The following is a 17,021-nucleotide window of genomic DNA, read 5'->3' on the forward strand; positions in this document are numbered from 1 at the left end:
GATAAAGATCATCGGCCCGCTCCAGGGGTCCCCGCCGGTCCCCGCGAGATATCGCTTAGTGTGATGGGTAGTGCGTGAGTGTCGACTCGTGACCGACCGGCCCGACGAGCCGGTGGTCGCAGCCTGCACGGGCCTGGCCCCGGCCGAGTCCGACGACCAGTAAATGCCCCCTGACCAGGGAGAATTGTGCCAGCCATCGAGGCAAGTGGCCTGACAAAGATCTTCGGGCGCCGACCGCAACGCGGTGTCCGGATGCTGAAAGAGGGCGCGGACCGCGATCAGCTCCGCAAGGAGGGACTGACCGCCGCGGTCATCGACGCCACCTTCGACGTGAAGCCCGGCGAGATCTTCGTCGTCATGGGTCTGTCCGGTTCCGGTAAGTCGACGTTGATCCGCATGGTCAACGGCCTGCTCGAGCCGACCGACGGCGTCATCACGATCGACGGGCAGGACGTCACCCACCTGTCCAAGAACGGCCTGCGCGACGTGCGTCGCAGCAAGGTGTCGATGGTGTTCCAGCACTTCGCCCTGCTGCCGCACCGCACCGTCGGCGAGAACGCCGCCTACCCGCTGACGCTGCGCGGCGTGAACAAGGCCGAGCGCGAGGCCAAGGCCGAGGAGGCCCTCGGCATGGTGGGCCTCGGAGGCTGGGGCGCGTCCATGCCCAGCCAGCTCTCGGGCGGCATGCGCCAGCGCGTCGGCCTGGCCCGTGCGCTCGCGGCCGGCACCGACGTGATGCTGATGGACGAGGCGTTCAGCGCCCTCGACCCGCTGATCCGCAAGGAGATGCAGGACCAGCTCCTCGAGCTGCAGGCCGAGCTGGGCAAGACGATCCTGTTCATCACGCACGACCTCAACGAGGCGATGCGTCTCGGCGACCGCATCGCGATGATGCGCGACGGCCGGGTCGTCCAGATCGGCACCTCCGAGGAGATCCTCAACGAGCCGGCCAACGACTACGTGGCCCAGTTCGTCGCGGACGTGGACCGCAGCCGCGTGCTCAGCGCCGGCGCGGTGATGGAGCGTCCCGTCGCCGTCGTGGGCAGCGAGTCCGGCCCGAAGGCTGCCCACAAGCTGATGCGCGAGCACCAGACCTCCTCGCTGCTCGTGACCGGCCGCGACCGGCGCGTGCAGGGGATCGTGTGGGAGGACGACGTCGCGGAGGCGGTCCGGGCCGGGAGCGACCGGCTGCCCCTCAGCGACATGGAGGTGGCCGAGGTCGGCACCGACACGCCGCTGGCCGAGCTGTTCCACCACGCCGCGGCCAGCAAGGCCCCGCTGGCCGTCGTCGACGAGAACCGCCGCCTGCAGGGCATCATCCCGCGGGTGACGCTGCTCAGCGCGCTGTCCGGACCCACCACCGACGACCTCGACGAGTCCGTCGAGCGCGAGGGCGACGGCCCCGCCGACGGTGAGCCCGTTCTCGACCCGGCAGGAGCGAAGTGATGACCCCGATGTCCGCCGTCCCCAACATCCCGGTCGGCAACGCCGTCGAGGACGGGATCGACTGGATCACCGACAACTTCGGCGGGGTGCTGGACGGGATCAGCACCTTCCTGTTCACGTTCGTCGACACGATCACCGAGCTCCTGCTCTCGTGGCCGCCGCTGGTGGGGGTCGCGATCTTCACCGTGCTGGCGCTGCTGGTGCGGTCGTGGGGCCTGGCGCTCTTCACCCTGCTCGGCACCCTGCTCATCGTGAGCATGGACATGTGGGAGCCGGCCATGGAGACGCTCGCCCTGGTGCTGGTGGCCACCACGATCGCCGTGGTCATCGCCGTGCCGGTGGGCATCCTGGCCGCCCGCAGCGACAGCGTGAGCACGGTGGTCAAGCCGATCCTCGACTTCATGCAGACGATGCCTGCTTTCGTCTACCTCGTGCCGGTCGTCATCTTCTTCGGCATCGGCGTGGCGGCCGGCGTGTTCGCCACGATCGTCTTCGCCCTGCCCCCGGGGGTCCGGCTCACCGAGCTCGGTATCCGCGGGGTGGACTCCGAGACCGTCGAGGCCGGCGAGGCCTTCGGTGGCACGCCCTGGCAGATCCTGCGCGGGATCCAGCTCCCGCTGGGCCTGCCCACGATCATGGCCGGCGTCAACCAGGTCATCATGCTGGCCCTGTCGATGGCCGTCGTGGCCGGCCTGGTCGGCGCCGGTGGCCTCGGCCAGCAGGTCGTGTCCTCGATCTCCCGCATCGACGTCGCCCTCGGCTTCGAGGCCGGTCTGTCGGTCGTGATCCTGGCGATCTTCCTCGACCGGGTGACCGGTGCGATCGGCCAGCCCACGGGGCGTTCGCTGGTGTCCATGGTGCGCAACCGCCGGGCCGCCCCCGCCACGGTCTGATCCCTCACCCCCAGAACCCCTGCACGTCCTGCCCGGGCAGGACAGTCCCGCCCGGGACGCACACGTCACGGGACACCGTCCCTGACCGGGGACCTCGTCCCCCGACACGGAAGGAACTCATCACATGAGCACCCATCGCAAGCATCTTCGCCACGGCGTCGCCTTCGCCTCCGTCGCGGCGCTCGGCCTGACCCTGGCCGCCTGCAGCTCCGACGACGGCAGCGGCTCCGGCGAGGAGTCCTCCGCCGAGGGCGGCGACAAGGGCACCATCACGCTGGGCTACATCCCGGCCTGGACCGACGGTCTGAGCACCGCCTACCTGCTCGACGCGAAGCTGACCGAGGCCGGCTACACGGTCGAGCACCAGGAGATCAGCGAGGCCGGTGTGCTGTACACCGCCCTGGCCGACGGCGACGTCGACATCTACCCGTCGGCCTGGCCCGAGGTCACCCACGCGGACTACATGGAGCAGTACGAGGGCTCCATCGAGGACCTCTCGACGTACTACGACAACGCGAAGCTGACCTTCGCCGTGCCGGAGTACACGGACATCGACTCGATCGACGAGCTCGCGGACAACGCGGACATGTTCGACAGCACCATCGTGGGCATCGAGCCCGGTGCCGGCCTGACCCGCGTGACCAAGGAGTCGGTCATCCCGACCTACGGTCTGGACGAGGCCGGCTACACCCTGCAGGAGTCCTCCACCACGGCGATGCTCACGGAGCTGGAGCAGGCCACGGAGAACGAGGAGGACATCGTCGTCACGCTGTGGCGGCCGTTCTGGGCGAACTCCGCCTACCCGGTCAAGGACCTCGAGGACCCGGAGGGTGCGCTCGGCGACTCCGAGGGCCTGCACTTCCTCGCCACCGAAGGGTTCTCCGACGAGTACCCCGAGGTCGCTGACTGGATCGGCGGCATGACGCTGGACGACGAGCAGTTCGGCACGCTCGAGAACTCCGTCGTCAACGACAACCCGGACGACCCGGCCGCCGGTGTCGAGGCCTGGCTCGAGGAGAACGGGGACGCCGTCGGTTCGATCGACAGCTGACGCCTCCACGTCACCGCCCGACGACGTCGGGCACCGCAGCGCCCGTCCCGGTCCGCCGGGGCGGGCGCCGCGTCGTGCGGGCACCCTCAGCGCAGCATCGCGTGCAGCGGCGCCGTCCCGGCGGTCGTGCCGGCGACCACGCGACCGTGGTCGTGCGCCGCGCCCCCGGGCGGCGTGGGACGTCCATCGTCCGGCAGGGCCGGGCGAGCGAGCGGGGCCGCGTCCTGCAGGCGCTCGGTGACCGCACGGCGCAGGGGCCGGGAGGACGGCTGCTCGACCCCGTGATGGATCGCGGCGGCCAGCAGGAGGGAGACGCCGACGGCGGCGGCGAGGGTCGGCCAGGTGCCGACGCCGGCCGTGCTCAGCCACTCGGTGACGGCCCACCCGAACTGCGTGTGCACCAGGTACAGGGGGTACGTCAGCGCGCCGGCGGTGACGCACGCCGACGCCGCGCCACGGTGGCGCAGGGTGGCGCGCGGATGGGTGGCGGCGGCGACGAGGGCGATGCCTGCCAGGAGGACGCCGACGGAGACCACGGGGTCCACCTCGACGCCCTGCAGCTCGGTGGCGAGCCCGGCGGCGTGCACCACCCGCTCCGCCCCGGCGACGACGAGGACGGCGAGGGCCGCGCCGACCGCCCGGGTCGACGTGGCACGTCGTCCGACGGAGGGCTCCTCGCTGCGGCCGGTCAGGTCCCGCCAGAGCACGAACAGCAGCATCCCGATGCCGAAGTAGACGGCGTGCCGGGCGGACAGGAGCTCGGCCAGCCAGGGGTAGCCCAGACCGCTGATCACCATCCCGACGGCGGGCCAGCCGAGGGCCAGCGCGATCGCCCGGCCGCGGGTCAGGGGACCGACGGCGAGCGCGACGCCGATGAGCAGGTAGAACTTCAGCTCGACCAGCAGCGTCCAGTAGACGACCTGGGAGGGTTCGGCGCCGAAGAGGTCGGGCGCCATCGTCGCGTTCGCGAGGGTCTCGGCCGCGCTCAGGTGACGTCCGCCGTCCCAGAGGCTCTGCAGCACGGCGGTGGCGGCCACGCAGGCCCAGAACGCCGGATAAAGGCGACCGACGCGGGAGCCGGTGAATTGGGCGAGCGTCCGTCCCTGGACGCTCCACAGGATCGCGAAACCGCTGATGACGAAGAACGCCTCGACGGCGAGCCAGCCGTACCGGGTGACCTCGTTGACGCCCGCGAAGAGGACGGAGACGTCGACGCCCCAGTACCGGTCCGCCGTCGGTGTCGCGGTGAAGTGGTAGAGCACCACGGCCAGCGCCGCTCCGAAGCGCAGCACGTCCAGGAGGTGCATGCGCGGTGCCGTGTGGGTGCTCGAAACCATCCCCGGGACTCTAGGTCACGTTTTGATAACGATCCACTCGTGCGGTCCGACCTGCGTCGACGCGTCAGCTCTTGCCGGCGAGCCCCGCCTTGATCTGCGTCGTGGAGATCTCCGGCGTCCTCTCGAGGTAGACGACCTCGCAGACCGACTTGAGCTCGTCGAACTTCCCGGTCCAGTCGTCCCCGATGACGAAGGTGTCGACGTGGTACATCTGGATGTCGTCCGCCTTCTGCTCCCAGGTGCGCTCCGGGATGACCAGGTCGACGTGCCGGATCGCCTCCAGCATCCGGCGGCGCTCCTCGAAGGAGAAGTACGACTTCTTCCCCTTGCCCGCGTTGAACTCGTCCGTCGACAGGGCGACGATCAGGTAGTCGCCGAGCGCGCGGGCGCGCCGGAGCAGCTCGATGTGCCCGTAGTGCAGCAGGTCGTAGGTGCCGTAGGTGATGACTCGCTTCATGCCTCGTTCCTCGCGTCGATGTCGTCGCGACACTGACCTGTCGCCGATCGTTCATCCTACGCCGGGGCGCCGTCGCCGCGGCGTTCCGCCGACGGCGTGCCCGGACCCGCCGCTAGGCTGGGACCAGCGCCGACGGGAGCCCCCAGCGCGCGACACGAGACCCACGACGTCCCAGGAGGGCACCCATGACCGACACCGCTGCGACCACCGGCCGACCGGCCGCCGGCTTCGACGAGGTGCCGGGCCGCTACAAGGTCCGCTCGCTCGCGCTGGCGGAGTCCGGCCGGCACCAGATCCGGCTCGCCGAGCACGAGATGCCCGGCCTCATGGCGCTGCGCGCCGAGTACGGCGAGGCGCGGCCGCTGGCCGGCGCCCGCATCGCCGGGTCTCTGCACATGACCGTGCAGACCGCCGTGCTCATCGAGACGCTGACCGCGCTCGGCGCCGAGGTGCGCTGGGCGAGCTGCAACATCTTCAGCACCCAGGACGAGGCGGCGGCCGCCGTCGTCGTCGGCCCCGACGGCACCCCGGAGGACCCGCGGGGCGTGCCCGTCTTCGCCTGGAAGGGCGAGACGCTCGAGGAGTACTGGGACTGCACCCAGCAGATCCTGGTGTGGCCCGAGGGCGAGGGCCCGAACCTGATCCTCGACGACGGCGGGGACGCGACCCTGCTGGTCCACCTCGGCCTCCAGTACGAGCGCATCGGCGCCGTGCCGCCGAACACGCTGCCCGGGGAGCCGGACCACACGCACGAGATGAACGTCGTGCGGGACCTCCTGCGCCGCGACCTCGAGATCGACCCCCTGCGCTGGACCGGCGTCGCCGAGCAGATCGGGGGTGTCACCGAGGAGACCACGACCGGTGTGCACCGCCTCTACCACCTGGCGGACTCCGGCGAGCTGCTGTTCCCGGCGATCAACGTCAACGACTCGGTGACCAAGTCCAAGTTCGACAACAAGTACGGCATCCGCCACTCGCTGCCGGACGGCATCAACCGCGCCACGGACATCCTCATCGGCGGCAAGGTCGCCTTCGTCGCCGGCTACGGTGACGTCGGCAAGGGCGCCGCCGAGGCCTTCCGCGGCCAGGGCGCCCGGGTCATCGTCTCCGAGGTCGACCCCATCTGCGCGCTGCAGGCCGCGATGGACGGGTTCCAGGTCGCGCGGCTCGAGGACGTCGTGGGCGAGGCGGACTTCTTCGTCACCACCACCGGCAACAAGGACGTCATCCGGGTCGAGCACATGCTGGCGATGAAGGACAAGGCCGTGGTCGGCAACATTGGCCACTTCGACAACGAGATCGACATGACCGGCCTCGCGGCCGTGCCGGGCGTGGTCAAGACCGAGATCAAGCCCCAGGTGCACGAGTGGACGCTGCCGGCCGCCGAGGGTCGTGCCGAGCGGTCGGTCATCGTGCTCTCCGAGGGGCGGCTGCTCAACCTGGGCAACGCCACCGGCCACCCCTCGTTCGTCATGTCGAACTCGTTCGCCAACCAGGTCATCGGACAGCTCGAGCTGTTCGCCGACATGGCCCGTCCGGCCGACGAGCGCCAGTACGCCCGCCAGGTCTACCGGCTGCCCAAGGCGCTCGACGAGAAGGTCGCGCGGCTGCACCTGGACGCGCTCGGCGTCCGACTGACCGACCTCAGCAAGGAGCAGGCCGACTACATCGGCGTCCCGGTCGAGGGGCCGTACAAGCCGGAGCACTACCGGTACTGAGCCTCAGCGGGGCACGTCGCGGTGGCGGAAGCCGGCCAGACCGGCGATGAGCAGCGCCACCGCGACGGCCCCGACCACCAGCAGCCCGGTGCCGGAGGGGTCCTCGGCGGGCAGCGCACCGATGGCGCGCAGCGGGGAGACCTCCATCGCGGCGTCCGGCATCCGCAGGGTCTCGCCGAGCGTCTCCACGACGGCGACGTAGGCGATCGCGACCCAGACCAGCGCCAGGGCCCGGGGGACCAGGCCGAACAGGGCCACCCCCAGCGCGGCGATCGCGACCACCGCCGGCAGGAACTGGACCGTCGCCACCAGGGTGCCGGCGTCGTCACCGGTCGCTCGTGCCGTGCTCACCGCCAGGGCGGCCCCGCCCGCCAGCGCGACGAGGGCACCGCCGAGCACGGCGACGGCGGCGTGCGTGCCGAGCCAGGTGGTGCGGCGCACCGCCAGGGCCAGGAGTGCCTCCAGCCGGCCGCGGGTCTCCTCCCGCCGCGTCCGAGCCAGGACCTGCGCGGACGCCCCGAACGCCATGAGCATGACCATCACCAGCGTGAACGACACGTACCAGCTCGTCGGGTCGGCGGCGGCGCCCGGCCACACCGTGACCGTCAGGTCCGGGTTGGCCGCGACGATGTCGGCGATGTCGTCGGTGAAGACGCCCAGCAGTGCGCCGACGAGGACGGAGCCCGCCGTCCAGGCGAGCAGCGCGGCGCCGTGCTGGCGGAGCGCCAGGCCGGGCCCGGACGTCAGGAACCACCGGGCGGACGCCGGGCCGGGACGGCTGGGCACGACCGCGCTGCCGAGGTCGCGGCGGCCGACCAGCACCAGCCCGGCCGCGACCAGCACCGCAGCGGTGCCGAGCTCGAGGAGCAGGGGCCAGACCCGCGGGTCGTCGGTGAAGGGCCGGGTCTCCTGCTGCCAGGCGAGCGGGGACAGCCACTTCCAGCCGTTGTCCTCGACGTCGCCGACCGCACGGAGGACGAAGGCGACGAGCAGCGTGGCGACACCGACGGCGACGACGCCGGCGGACCGACGCAGGAGCTGGCCGGCGAGCATCGCGACCCCGGCGAAGACGAGCCCCAGGGCGGTGACGGAGGCTCCGTAGAGGGCCGCGCCGGCGAGGTCGACGTCGTAGGCCAGGAGCGCGGCGACCAGGCTGAGGCCCACCAGCACCAGCGCCGTCGTCGTGACGACCATCGCCGCCACCCAGGGCGCCCGGGAGCCGATCGCCCGCGACCGCAGCAGCTCGAGCAGCCCGTCCTCCTCGGCGGCCCGCGTCGAGCGGGCGACGAGCAGCAGGCCCATCAGCGGCACGGCGATGCCGGCGATGAACGCGAACTCGTTGGCGGCCACGCCGCCGAGGGTGTCTGCGCCGTACGGCGTGCCGTTGATCGCCGCCATCGTGGGGTCCGAGCCCACGGTGGCGTCGTAGGTCGCGAGCTGTTCCGGGGTCCCGTAGCTGGTCTCGATGGCGGCGATCGTCGCGACGTAGGTGCCGACGAGGCCGCCGATCCAGGCCAGCAGGGCCTTCCAGCCGGTGCGCAGCTGGAGCCGCAGCACCGTGCCCAGGCCCTGGCCGGTGCGTGACGTCATGCCGGGGCCTCGTCGTACTCGGACAGGAACAGCTCGTCCAGGCTGGGCGGACGGACCGTGAGCCCCCGGAGCCCCCCGTCGACGAGCGGGCGCAGCACGCGGTCCAGCTCCGCGGGCTCGACGGTGAAGGTGATCTCGTGTCCCGCCCCGCCGTCGGACACGGGGGCGACCTTGAGGTCGTGGAGGTCGAACCGGTCGAGGTCGGGCGGGGTTCCCGGGACGACCGCGCGCACCGTGGTGCGGGCGAGTCCCCGCAGCTCGGCGACGGACCCGGCCTTGACGGTCCGCCCGCGCCGGATGATCGTGACCGTCGAGCACAGCGCCTCGACCTCGGACAGGATGTGGCTGCTCAGCAGCACCGCGGCGCCGTCGGACACCCGTTCGGTGACGCACTCGCGGAAGACCTCGTCCATCAACGGGTCCAGGCCGGCCGTGGGCTCGTCGAGCACGAAGAGGTCGGCCCGTGCGGAGAGTGCGGCGACGAGGGCGACCTTCTGCCGGTTCCCGCGGGAGTAGTCGCGCACCCGCTTGGTGGGGTCGAGGTCGAACCGTTCGACGAGCTCGGCGCGCCGCGCCGGGTCCAGCGGCGGCCCGGACGCGCCGAGCACGTCGATGCACTGCCCGCCGGTCAGCCCGGGCCACAGGGCGACGTCACCCGGCACGTAGGTGAGCCGCCGGTGCAGGCGTACCGCCCGGCGCCACGGGTCCTGGCCGAAGAGCCGCACCGTCCCTCCCGAGGCGCGGATCATGCCGAGCACGACACGGAGGGTCGTGGTCTTCCCGGCGCCGTTGGGCCCGAGGAACCCGCGCACCTCCCCGGCGTCGAGGCGGAGGTCCAGCCCGTCGAGCGCGCGGAACGAGCCGAACGTCTTGACGAGCCCGGAGATGTCGAGCACGGGGTCGGACACGCCTGCTCCTCGCCTGTCGGTCACTGCTCGCTTGTCAGCGACGGTACTCCCGGCGCGGCGCGCTCGCCCAGGTCGGAGGCGGGTGCCGGGCCGGATCAGTTCCGGGGGTCGGGGACGCCGTAGGGCAGCCGGTGCAGGGACGCCGCCTGCGCCGTCGCCCGTTCCTGCTCCTGGCGGCCCCGTGCCAGCTCCCGGTCGCGGCGCTCGTGGAGCACCGCGTGCAGGAACGACTCGGCCGGGGTGCCGGACGGCGGCCCCGGGGCCACGTAGGCCTCCATCTGGGCGGCCAGCTCGTCGGTCAGCCGCGCGCGTGACGCCGGGGCCAGCCGGGGCGCGCGGTCGAGCACCTGCCGGGCGCGCAGCGCCAGGCCGTCGGGCAGGCGGCGGATGTCGGCCGTGCGGGCCCAGGTGGCCAGGGCGGGAGACATGACCAGCGGCTGCTCCCAGCTGCGCGCACCGCGGACCCGGACGGCGTAGGTGCCGGCCAGGAGGTCGCCGAGCCGCTTGCCGCGGGGGTTCGCCAGCGACGTGATCACCGCGACCGAGCCGGCCGTCAGCCAGATCTCGAAGACCCCCACCAGGGACCGCACCAGCGCGTGTCGCACCCGGACCGGACCGCCGTCGTCACGCACCACGCGCAGCCCTGCGGCGAGCTTGCCCAGCGACCGTCCGCGCGTGAGCGTCTCCACGGTGGTCGGCAGCACGACGAGCAGCAGCACGACGATCGCGATCACGGCTGCCCGTCCCCACTGCGACGCCGCCGCGACGTCGGACTGCCAGACGAGGATCCCCGTGACGACCCAGACCGCCAGCACGAGCCCGCCGATCGTCACCGCCACGTCGACGAGCGCCCCCGCCGACCGGGAGGCGAACGAGGCCGGCCGGGCGTCGAGCAGCACGCCCTCGCCGATGAGGATGCCGTCGGTCACGGTGCTTCCGTCCGCTCGGTGCGTCGCCACATGTGGCAGGGTATCGGCCGTGGACCTGGACGCCTTCACCGCCGTGCACCGCCCGGAGTGGGACCGCCTGGCGGAGCTGTCGAAGCGCCGGCGGCTCGACGGTGCCGAGGCGGACGAGATCGTCCGCCTCTACCAGGCCGTCGCCACCCATCTGTCCACGGTGCGGTCGGCGGCACCGGACCCCGCGACCGTCACCCGGCTGTCGGAGCTGCTCACCCGGGCCCGCACCAAGATCGCCGGCTCGCACGAGCCGGCCTGGTCGGACGTCGTCCGGTTCGCCGTCGTGTCGGTCCCGGCCGCGCTCTACCGGATCCGGTGGTGGATCCTCGCCGTCACCGTCGCCTTCCTCGCCGTGGCCGTCACCGCCGGGGTCTGGGTCGCCGTCGACCCCGACGCGCTCGCGGCGATGGGGACGCCCTCCCAGCGCCAGCAGTACGTCGACGAGGCGTTCGCGTCCTACTACGACCCGCAGCTCTCCTTCGCGGCGATGGTGTGGACCAACAACGCCTGGATCGCCGCCCAGACGATCGCGACCGGCATCACCGGGGTGTTCCCGGTGTTCGTGCTGGGCAACAACGCGGTCCAGATCGGGGCCACCGGCGGCATGATGGCCGCCCACGGCGAGCTGCCGCTGTTCCTGCAGCTCATCGCCCCGCACGGGTTGCTGGAGCTGACCAGCATCTTCGTGGCCGGTGCCGCCGGGCTCAAGCTGTTCTGGACCTGGGTCGACCCCGGCCCGCGGCGGCGGGTCGTGGCGCTCGCCGCCGAGGGGCGCTCGATGATCACCGTGGTCGTCGGCCTTGCCGCCGCGCTCGGCCTGTCCGGACTGGTCGAGGGCTTCGTGACGGGTTCCGCGCTGCCGTGGTGGCTGAAGATCACGATCGGAGCGCTCGCGCTCGCGGCCTTCCTCGCGTACTTCCTCGTCCTGGGGCGCCGCGCCGTGGCCGCGGGGGAGACGGGCGACCTCGACGCCGACCGCGCCGGCGCGGTGCTGCCCACCGCCGGCTGACCCGGCGGCTCAGAGCCGCCCGGCGGCCTTGAGCGCGAGGTAGGTGTCGGCCAGGCGCGGCGCCAGCTGGTCCGGCAGGGCCTCGAGCACCTCGGCGCCGTGCTGCCGCAGCACCGCCGCCACCGCGGACCGGTCCAGGTCCCCCCGGGAGGCCGCAGCCGCGTCGTACACCTCCTCGACGGTGTCCCGGCCGGCCGCCAGCGTCGTGACGTCGGCGTCGGCGACGGCCGCCACCACGACCTGGTGGGTCCCGGTGAGCCGGTCCACGACGGGCAGCAGGCCGGTCTCCACCGCCGCGGGGTCCAGCGAGGTGAGCAGCACCACGAGCGAGCGCTGGCTCACCCGAGCCCGGACCTGGCCCACCAGCCCGGTCCAGTCCGTCTCGAGCAGGACCGGCTCGACGCCGGCCAGCGCGTCGGCCATCGCGGGCAGCAGCCGCGGCCCCGAGGCCCCGGCGACCCGGGCGCGCACGGTGCGGTCGTAGGCGAGCACCTGGACGCGGTCGCCGGCCCGGTCGGCCAGCGCGCCCAGCAGCAGGGCCGCCTCCACGCTCGCCTCGAGGCGGGTGCCGCCGACGTTCACGGACCCGTCGTCGACGGTGCCGATCCGCGCCGCCGAGGTCCGGCCGGTGTCCAGCACCACGACGACACGGCGGTCCCGCTCCGGACGCCAGGTGCGCACCACCACGTCGCCGCCCCGCGCGGTGGCGCGCCAGTCGATGGACCGGACGTCGTCACCGACCACGTACTCGCGCAGCGAGTCGAACTCCGTGCCCTCGCCGCGCACCTGGACGGCGGCGCGACCGTCCATCTCCCGCAGCCGGGCCAGACGGCTCGGCAGGTGCCGGCGGGAGGTGAACTCCGGCAGCACCCGCACGCGGCCGCCCACGGGGATCGCAGCCTGTCGGCCGGCGACCCGGAGCGGCCCGAGCGTGCGGACCGTGACCGGTCCGGCGTGCCGGTCGCCGCGGCGCGTGGGCAGCAGCGGCGTGCGCAGCCGCACGGAGTCGCCGGGAGCGAGGTCGACCGGGTGCCGGGCGTCACGGACCGGCCGGGACGGGTCCGTGTGGGTCTGTCGCGAACCGCTGTCGTCCCGCGCGGCCAGCGAGGGCGGCCAGGCGTCGCGGACGACGGCGCGCAGCCGCCGCCCGGCGGCGTTCGTCACCACCAGGCGTGAGTCCACCGGCGTGCCCAGCCGGACCGACGTCGGGACCGTGCGCTGCACGGTGACCTGCCGGGGCGAGGCGGCCAGCGCGACGTCGAGAGCGCACACGGCGGCCACGACCAGCAGCCAGACCAGCACCACCCCCGGCACCGGCCACAGCGCGACCGGGACGGCGCCCACCGCCGCCAGCACCACGGCGCGCCAGGTGAGCACCATGTCAGCGCGGGACCGGGACGGCGGCGAGCACGGTGCCGAGCACGGACTCGGCGGTCACACCCTCCAGCTCGGCCTCGGGACGCAGCTGGACCCGGTGCCGCAGCGTCGGGAAGGCCAGGGCCTTGACGTCGTCGGGCGTGACGTACATCCGGCCCGACAGCCAGGCCCAGGCGCGGGAGGCGGCGAGCAGGGCGGTCGCACCGCGGGGGGAGACCCCGAGCTGCAGGGACGGCGACTGCCGGGTGGCGCGGCACACGTCGACGGCGTAGCCGAGCACCTCGGGGGCGACCTCGACCTGGCGGACCTCCGCGCGCGCCGCGGCGAGGGTCTCCGGGCCGGCCACGGCGTGCACGCCCGCGGCGGCCAGGTCGCGCGGGTCGAACCCGGCGGCATGCCGCGCCAGGACCTCGATCTCGCTGTCCCGCTCCGGCAGGGGGAGCAGCACCTTCAGCAGGAACCGGTCGAGCTGGGCCTCGGGCAGCGGGTACGTGCCCTCGTGCTCGACGGGGTTCTGCGTGGCCACGACGACGAACGGCTCCGGCAGGTGCCGCGGAGTGCCGTCGACGGAGACCTGCCGCTCCTCCATGGCCTCGAGCAGGGAGGCCTGGGTCTTCGGCGGGGTGCGGTTGATCTCGTCGGCGAGCAGCAGGTTGGTGAACACCGGCCCCTCGCGGAACGAGAACTCGGCGGTGCGGGCGTCGTACACCAGCGATCCGGTGACGTCGCCGGGCATGAGGTCGGGGGTGAACTGGACCCGCTTGGAGTCCAGGTCGAGCGCCGCGGCCAGCGACCGCACGAGCAGCGTCTTGGCGACCCCGGGCACCCCCTCGAGCAGCACGTGGCCCGAGCACAGCAGGGCGATCAGCAGGCTCGTCACCGCCGAGTCCTGGCCGACGACGCCGCGGCCGACCTCGGTCCGCACGGCCGCCAGGGCGCGGCGCAGCTCGAGCGACGGCTCCGGGGTCTCGGGGCCGCTGGCCGGGGCCCGGTCCGGGGTGGGGGCGTCGTCGGGCCCGTCGGGGGACGTCACCTCGCGGCCGCCGGGGTCGGCGCCCGGCGCGAGGGTGTCGGAGTCCGTGCCGGGGGCCGGGGACTCCGTGCCGGGGGTGTCCGGGCTCGGCTCGGCGGTCTCGACCGGGTGCTCCCGCGGGGTGCCGGCGGACAGGTTCTCGTCGGGGTGGGTCACGGTCGGTGAACCTCGCTCTCCAGGGTGTCGAGCCGGCGGGCGAGCTCGGTGAGCGCCACGTCGTCGGCCGGGGGTGATCCGTACAGCAGGGCGGAGACGTCGTGCGGGTCGCGGCCCGTGGCACGCTCCACGGCGGCGACCACGGTGTCGCCCCCGGCGGACCGGGGCAACCCGAGGCGGCGAGCGATCCGGTCGGCGGTGGCCGCGCGCAGGGCCGCCGCCGCGTGCCCGCGGGACCGGGCCCGCCGGTAGAGCCGCCCGCGTCCACGGGTCGCCTCCGCGGCCGGCACCACGACCGGCAGGTCCTCGACGAGCAGCGGGCCGAGGCGACGCGCGCGCCAGACCGCGGCGACGGCCGCCACCAGCAGGGCCCACCACGCCACGGCCGCGAACCACGGCGGCACGAGGTCCAGCAGCCCGGCACCCTCGCCGGGCGCGCCGGGGCCGCTCGGCGACGTGCCCCCGAGCGCGCTGTCGTCCGCGGGGTGCTGGACCAGCCAGACCAGTCGCTCCTGGGCGCCGAGCAGGTGCAGGGCGAGCGCGGCGTTCCCGTCGGTCAGGACGTCGCCGTTGCGCAGGAAGGCGGCGTCGGCGACGGCGGTGACCGACCGGCCGTCCCGGACCGTGGTGGCCAGGGCCACCTGGCGTCCGTCGGGGACGGGCCAGCAGCCCGCCACCAGGTCGCCGGCGACGAGGAGTCCCGGTGCCAGCCGGGACGGCCCCGCGGCGACGGCGGCCGGTGCGTCGCACTCGGCGGGTCGGGGAGCCTCGGGAGCCGACGCCTGCTCGTCCAGGGCGATGGTCCCGCCGGACACGGCCTCCAGCAGGGCACGCCCCGCCTCCGCGACGACGACGTCGCCGGCGGCCGTGGCCAGCAGCTCCGCCTGTTCGGGACGCAGGAAGGGCGACGGCGGGACGAGCACGGTGGTGCCCGGACCGGCCGCGGCCACCGCGTCGTCGACACGGTCGACCTGGACGACGGAGACGCCCTGCTGCTGCAGCACCTGGGCCAGCGCCCGGGAGCCGTCGTCCCGGGTGTTCTCGACGTCGTAGGGCGTGGTCGAGGTGGGTGGGCGCAGCAGGGCCAGCACGGCCACGAGCGCCGCGAGGCTCAGCAGCACCAGCAGCGTCCAGCGGACCCGGCGCCATCGTCGCCGGGTGCGGGAGCCGAGCGTGCTGCCGTCCCCGGTGGCGGTGGACGTCCAGGTCCCGGTGGTCTCGGTCGCGGGCACGGTCACGAGGCACCGGCCGTCGTCGGGGCGCGGCGTGCGGTGGACGCCCGCTCGTCCAGGGTGCGCAGCCTGTCGTCGTCGGCGCGGCCCGCCGGCCGGTGGCCGTAGCAGACGGCGTCGAACAGCCGGGCGGCGGCTCCCAGCGGGTCGGCGAGGTCCGGCACGCGGTCGCCGGCGTCCCGTGCGGCTTCCTGGGCGGTCCGGCCGGCGCGCTCGTCCAGCACGGCGCGCTCCTCGAGGACGCGCACGACGGCGCGGAAACGCTCCAGGACGGCGGTGTCCCAGTCCTTCCGGGCGGCTGCGTCGTCGGCCGCCCGGCGCATCTCGGCCGCGGTGCGGGTGTCGTCCTCGTGCACGACGACCGAGCGGGCCGCGGAGCGGCGACGGAGCCGGGCGGGGCCGGCGACCCACCAGGCGACCCCCACGACCACGCCGGCGACGGCGACGATCACGGCGGCGAGCACCAGGGGGTCGGCGTCGACGGCACCGACGCCGTCGAACAGCCCGAGGAACCACTCCAGCAGGCGCATCAGCCACGACTGGTCCTGCGCGTACTCGGGCCGCGCGAGCTCCTCGACCAGCCAGCGACGCGCCGTCTCCCGGTCGGGGTCGACGGGCACCTCGGCAAGGACCGCCGCGGTGTGGCCGGTCACCACTGGCCGGCGGGCCCCGGAGGCGGGGTGCCCGGTGCCGTCGGGCCGCCGGGGCCCGTCCCCTCCGGTGCCGCGGCGCGTTCAGCCGCCTGCGCGAGGCGGACGTCGAGACCCTCGCGGCGCATCCGCACGTCGGTGTAGACCAGTGCCACCACGCCGGAGACGAAGATCAGGTAGATGAGGGTCGACAGGACCGAGGCGAGGACCGTGGCCAGGAGGTAGCCCCACCCGAAGACGAGGGGGCCGTCGATCGACTGGCCGGCGAAGGCGAGCGGGACACCGACGACCTGACCGGCCAGGAAGGCGATGATGCTGGCCAGCAGGATGGTGCCGAGGATGCGCCAGTAGCTGCCGCGCGTGAGTCGCCAGGCACGGGCCAGCGTGCGGCCCAGGCCCCGCCCCTCGAGGACGAGGGCCGGGGCGACCAGCAGCAGCCGGACCCACAGCCACAGCGCCCCGGCGACGACCGCGGCGAGGCAGGCGAGGCCGACGAGCACCGTGGCGCCCGTCGACCCGGTGGCGGCGTTCGTGCCGACCACGACGAGGACGCCGACCACCACGACGGCGACGTACCCGACGAAGAGACCGATCGTGCGCAGCACCATCCAGCCGATGAGGACGCCGAGGCGGGGCCGTACCCGCGTCCAGACCTCCCCGACCGACAGCTTGCGGCCGATCACCGACTGGCTCACGGACACGGTCACGACGCCCTCGGCGATCGGCTGCGCCACGACGAGCGTGAGCGACATGCCGACGGAGATCGCGATCACCTGGGCCAGGGAACCGGCGTCGGGGAACAGCATCCCGAGCTCCGGGTCCTCGGCCGGCAGCGCGCCGATCTGGCCGGTCAGCCAGGGGACGGCGACCTGGGCGAGGATCGTGCCGACCGCCGTGGCGATGACGACGACGAGGCTGACCAGCCCGAGCATGACGGCCGGGTTGTGCCGGACCGAGGAGAACGACCCGTCGAAGATCTCTCCGAGCGACAGCGGGCGCAGCGGCACCACGCCCGGCTTGCTCGCCGCCGGACCGTAGGGCGAGGGCGGCGTGGCCTGCGTCCCGCTGCCGTACTGACCGGACCCGCCGCCGTACTGGCCCGGGCCGTACTGCCCGTACGCGGGCGGGCGCGGCGCCTCGCCCCAGCCCGAGGGCGGGGTCGGCTGGTCGGGCGAGCTCATGTGGACTCCTCGGACGAGACACGG

Annotated in this window: 15 protein-coding genes; 5 read left to right on the forward strand and 10 right to left on the reverse strand. The window is 73.8% G+C overall.

Annotated elements, in window-relative coordinates; all coding sequences use genetic code 11:
• Positions 1–252 precede the first annotated feature (252 nt).
• The 3 genes from Q6350_RS06125 (at position 253) to Q6350_RS06135 (ending at position 3,390) form a co-directional block, all read left to right on the forward strand.
• Entirely contained in the window at positions 253–1,446 is a 1,194-nt protein-coding gene (locus Q6350_RS06125) for a glycine betaine/L-proline ABC transporter ATP-binding protein (protein WP_305065785.1), read from the forward strand.
• A complete protein-coding gene (locus tag Q6350_RS06130; RefSeq protein WP_304603335.1) occupies positions 1,446–2,339 on the forward strand; it encodes a proline/glycine betaine ABC transporter permease in 894 nt (297 codons plus the stop codon). The genes Q6350_RS06125 and Q6350_RS06130 overlap by 1 nt, the downstream gene beginning before the upstream one ends.
• Before the next feature lie 124 nt (positions 2,340–2,463).
• Entirely contained in the window at positions 2,464–3,390 is a 927-nt protein-coding gene (locus tag Q6350_RS06135) for a glycine betaine ABC transporter substrate-binding protein (protein WP_171247379.1), read from the forward strand.
• A gap of 86 nt (positions 3,391–3,476) precedes the next feature.
• On the opposite strand, the gene Q6350_RS06140 is transcribed toward Q6350_RS06135, so the two are convergent.
• Together Q6350_RS06140 and tagD are read right to left on the reverse strand one after the other, a co-directional pair.
• A complete protein-coding gene (locus Q6350_RS06140) occupies positions 3,477–4,727 on the reverse strand; it encodes an acyltransferase (RefSeq protein ID WP_305065786.1) in 1,251 nt (416 codons plus the stop codon).
• A 64-nt stretch (positions 4,728–4,791) separates the two neighbouring features.
• Positions 4,792–5,184 carry a glycerol-3-phosphate cytidylyltransferase gene (gene tagD / locus Q6350_RS06145; protein WP_305065787.1) on the reverse strand — a complete coding sequence of 131 codons (393 nt, stop codon included), beginning with the start codon at positions 5,182–5,184 and terminating at the stop codon, positions 4,792–4,794.
• A 185-nt stretch (positions 5,185–5,369) separates the two neighbouring features.
• Between tagD and ahcY the strand changes: the two genes are divergently transcribed.
• Positions 5,370–6,902, forward strand: coding sequence for an adenosylhomocysteinase (gene ahcY, locus Q6350_RS06150; protein WP_304603337.1), 1,533 nt, complete (start codon positions 5,370–5,372; stop codon positions 6,900–6,902).
• Between the two features lie 3 nt (positions 6,903–6,905).
• On the opposite strand, the gene Q6350_RS06155 is transcribed toward ahcY, so the two are convergent.
• The 3 genes from Q6350_RS06155 to Q6350_RS06165 all read right to left on the reverse strand — a co-directional run bounded on the left by Q6350_RS06155 (position 6,906) and on the right by Q6350_RS06165 (position 10,359).
• On the reverse strand, positions 6,906–8,492 hold the full coding sequence (locus Q6350_RS06155; RefSeq protein ID WP_305065788.1) for an ABC transporter permease: 1,587 nt from the start codon (positions 8,490–8,492) through the stop codon (positions 6,906–6,908).
• The gene (locus Q6350_RS06160) at positions 8,489–9,400 is read right to left on the reverse strand and encodes an ABC transporter ATP-binding protein (protein ID WP_305065789.1); all 912 of its coding nucleotides are present in this window, start codon (positions 9,398–9,400) and stop codon (positions 8,489–8,491) included. The genes Q6350_RS06155 and Q6350_RS06160 overlap by 4 nt, the downstream gene beginning before the upstream one ends.
• Before the next feature lie 95 nt (positions 9,401–9,495).
• A complete protein-coding gene (locus tag Q6350_RS06165; RefSeq protein WP_304603340.1) occupies positions 9,496–10,359 on the reverse strand; it encodes an RDD family protein in 864 nt (287 codons plus the stop codon).
• Positions 10,360–10,378: 19 nt separating this feature from the next.
• Here Q6350_RS06165 and Q6350_RS06170 point away from each other — a divergent pair, with 19 nt between their 5' ends.
• Positions 10,379–11,368 carry a stage II sporulation protein M gene (locus Q6350_RS06170; RefSeq protein WP_305065790.1) on the forward strand — a complete coding sequence of 330 codons (990 nt, stop codon included), beginning with the start codon at positions 10,379–10,381 and terminating at the stop codon, positions 11,366–11,368.
• Between the two features lie 9 nt (positions 11,369–11,377).
• Here Q6350_RS06170 and Q6350_RS06175 read toward each other — a convergent pair whose 3' ends face one another.
• The 5 genes from Q6350_RS06175 to Q6350_RS06195 form a co-directional block, all read right to left on the reverse strand.
• Complete coding sequence (locus tag Q6350_RS06175) at positions 11,378–12,748, reverse strand: DUF58 domain-containing protein (protein ID WP_304607161.1); 1,371 nt, start codon at positions 12,746–12,748, stop codon at positions 11,378–11,380.
• 1 nt (position 12,749) lies between these two features.
• Positions 12,750–13,778 carry a MoxR family ATPase gene (locus Q6350_RS06180; RefSeq protein ID WP_304603788.1) on the reverse strand — a complete coding sequence of 343 codons (1,029 nt, stop codon included), beginning with the start codon at positions 13,776–13,778 and terminating at the stop codon, positions 12,750–12,752.
• 152 nt (positions 13,779–13,930) lie between these two features.
• The gene (locus Q6350_RS06185) at positions 13,931–15,166 is read right to left on the reverse strand and encodes a DUF4350 domain-containing protein (protein WP_304603343.1); all 1,236 of its coding nucleotides are present in this window, start codon (positions 15,164–15,166) and stop codon (positions 13,931–13,933) included.
• Between the two features lie 2 nt (positions 15,167–15,168).
• Entirely contained in the window at positions 15,169–15,786 is a 618-nt protein-coding gene (locus Q6350_RS06190) for a DUF4129 domain-containing protein (RefSeq protein ID WP_305065792.1), read from the reverse strand.
• A gap of 29 nt (positions 15,787–15,815) precedes the next feature.
• Positions 15,816–16,997 carry a glycerophosphoryl diester phosphodiesterase membrane domain-containing protein gene (locus Q6350_RS06195; protein WP_304603345.1) on the reverse strand — a complete coding sequence of 394 codons (1,182 nt, stop codon included), beginning with the start codon at positions 16,995–16,997 and terminating at the stop codon, positions 15,816–15,818.
• Positions 16,998–17,021 lie beyond the last annotated feature (24 nt).

Source organism: Isoptericola sp. b515, assembly GCF_030588125.1.
GTDB lineage: Bacteria > Actinomycetota > Actinomycetes > Actinomycetales > Cellulomonadaceae > Isoptericola > Isoptericola sediminis.

Excerpts from the sequence above, each read along its gene's own strand:
- Q6350_RS06125 (WP_305065785.1), top strand. The coding sequence starts at position 253 with ATGCTGAAAGAGGGCGCGGACCGCGATCAGCTCCGCAAGGAGGGACTG.
- Q6350_RS06130 (WP_304603335.1), top strand. The coding sequence starts at position 1,446 with ATGACCCCGATGTCCGCCGTCCCCAACATCCCGGTCGGCAACGCCGTC.
- Q6350_RS06135 (WP_171247379.1), top strand. The coding sequence starts at position 2,464 with ATGAGCACCCATCGCAAGCATCTTCGCCACGGCGTCGCCTTCGCCTCC.
- Q6350_RS06140 (WP_305065786.1), bottom strand. The coding sequence starts at position 4,727 with ATGGTTTCGAGCACCCACACGGCACCGCGCATGCACCTCCTGGACGTG.
- tagD (WP_305065787.1), bottom strand. The coding sequence starts at position 5,184 with ATGAAGCGAGTCATCACCTACGGCACCTACGACCTGCTGCACTACGGG.
- ahcY (WP_304603337.1), top strand. The coding sequence starts at position 5,370 with ATGACCGACACCGCTGCGACCACCGGCCGACCGGCCGCCGGCTTCGAC.
- Q6350_RS06155 (WP_305065788.1), bottom strand. The coding sequence starts at position 8,492 with ATGACGTCACGCACCGGCCAGGGCCTGGGCACGGTGCTGCGGCTCCAG.
- Q6350_RS06175 (WP_304607161.1), bottom strand. The coding sequence starts at position 12,748 with ATGGTGCTCACCTGGCGCGCCGTGGTGCTGGCGGCGGTGGGCGCCGTC.
- Q6350_RS06195 (WP_304603345.1), bottom strand. The coding sequence starts at position 16,997 with ATGAGCTCGCCCGACCAGCCGACCCCGCCCTCGGGCTGGGGCGAGGCG.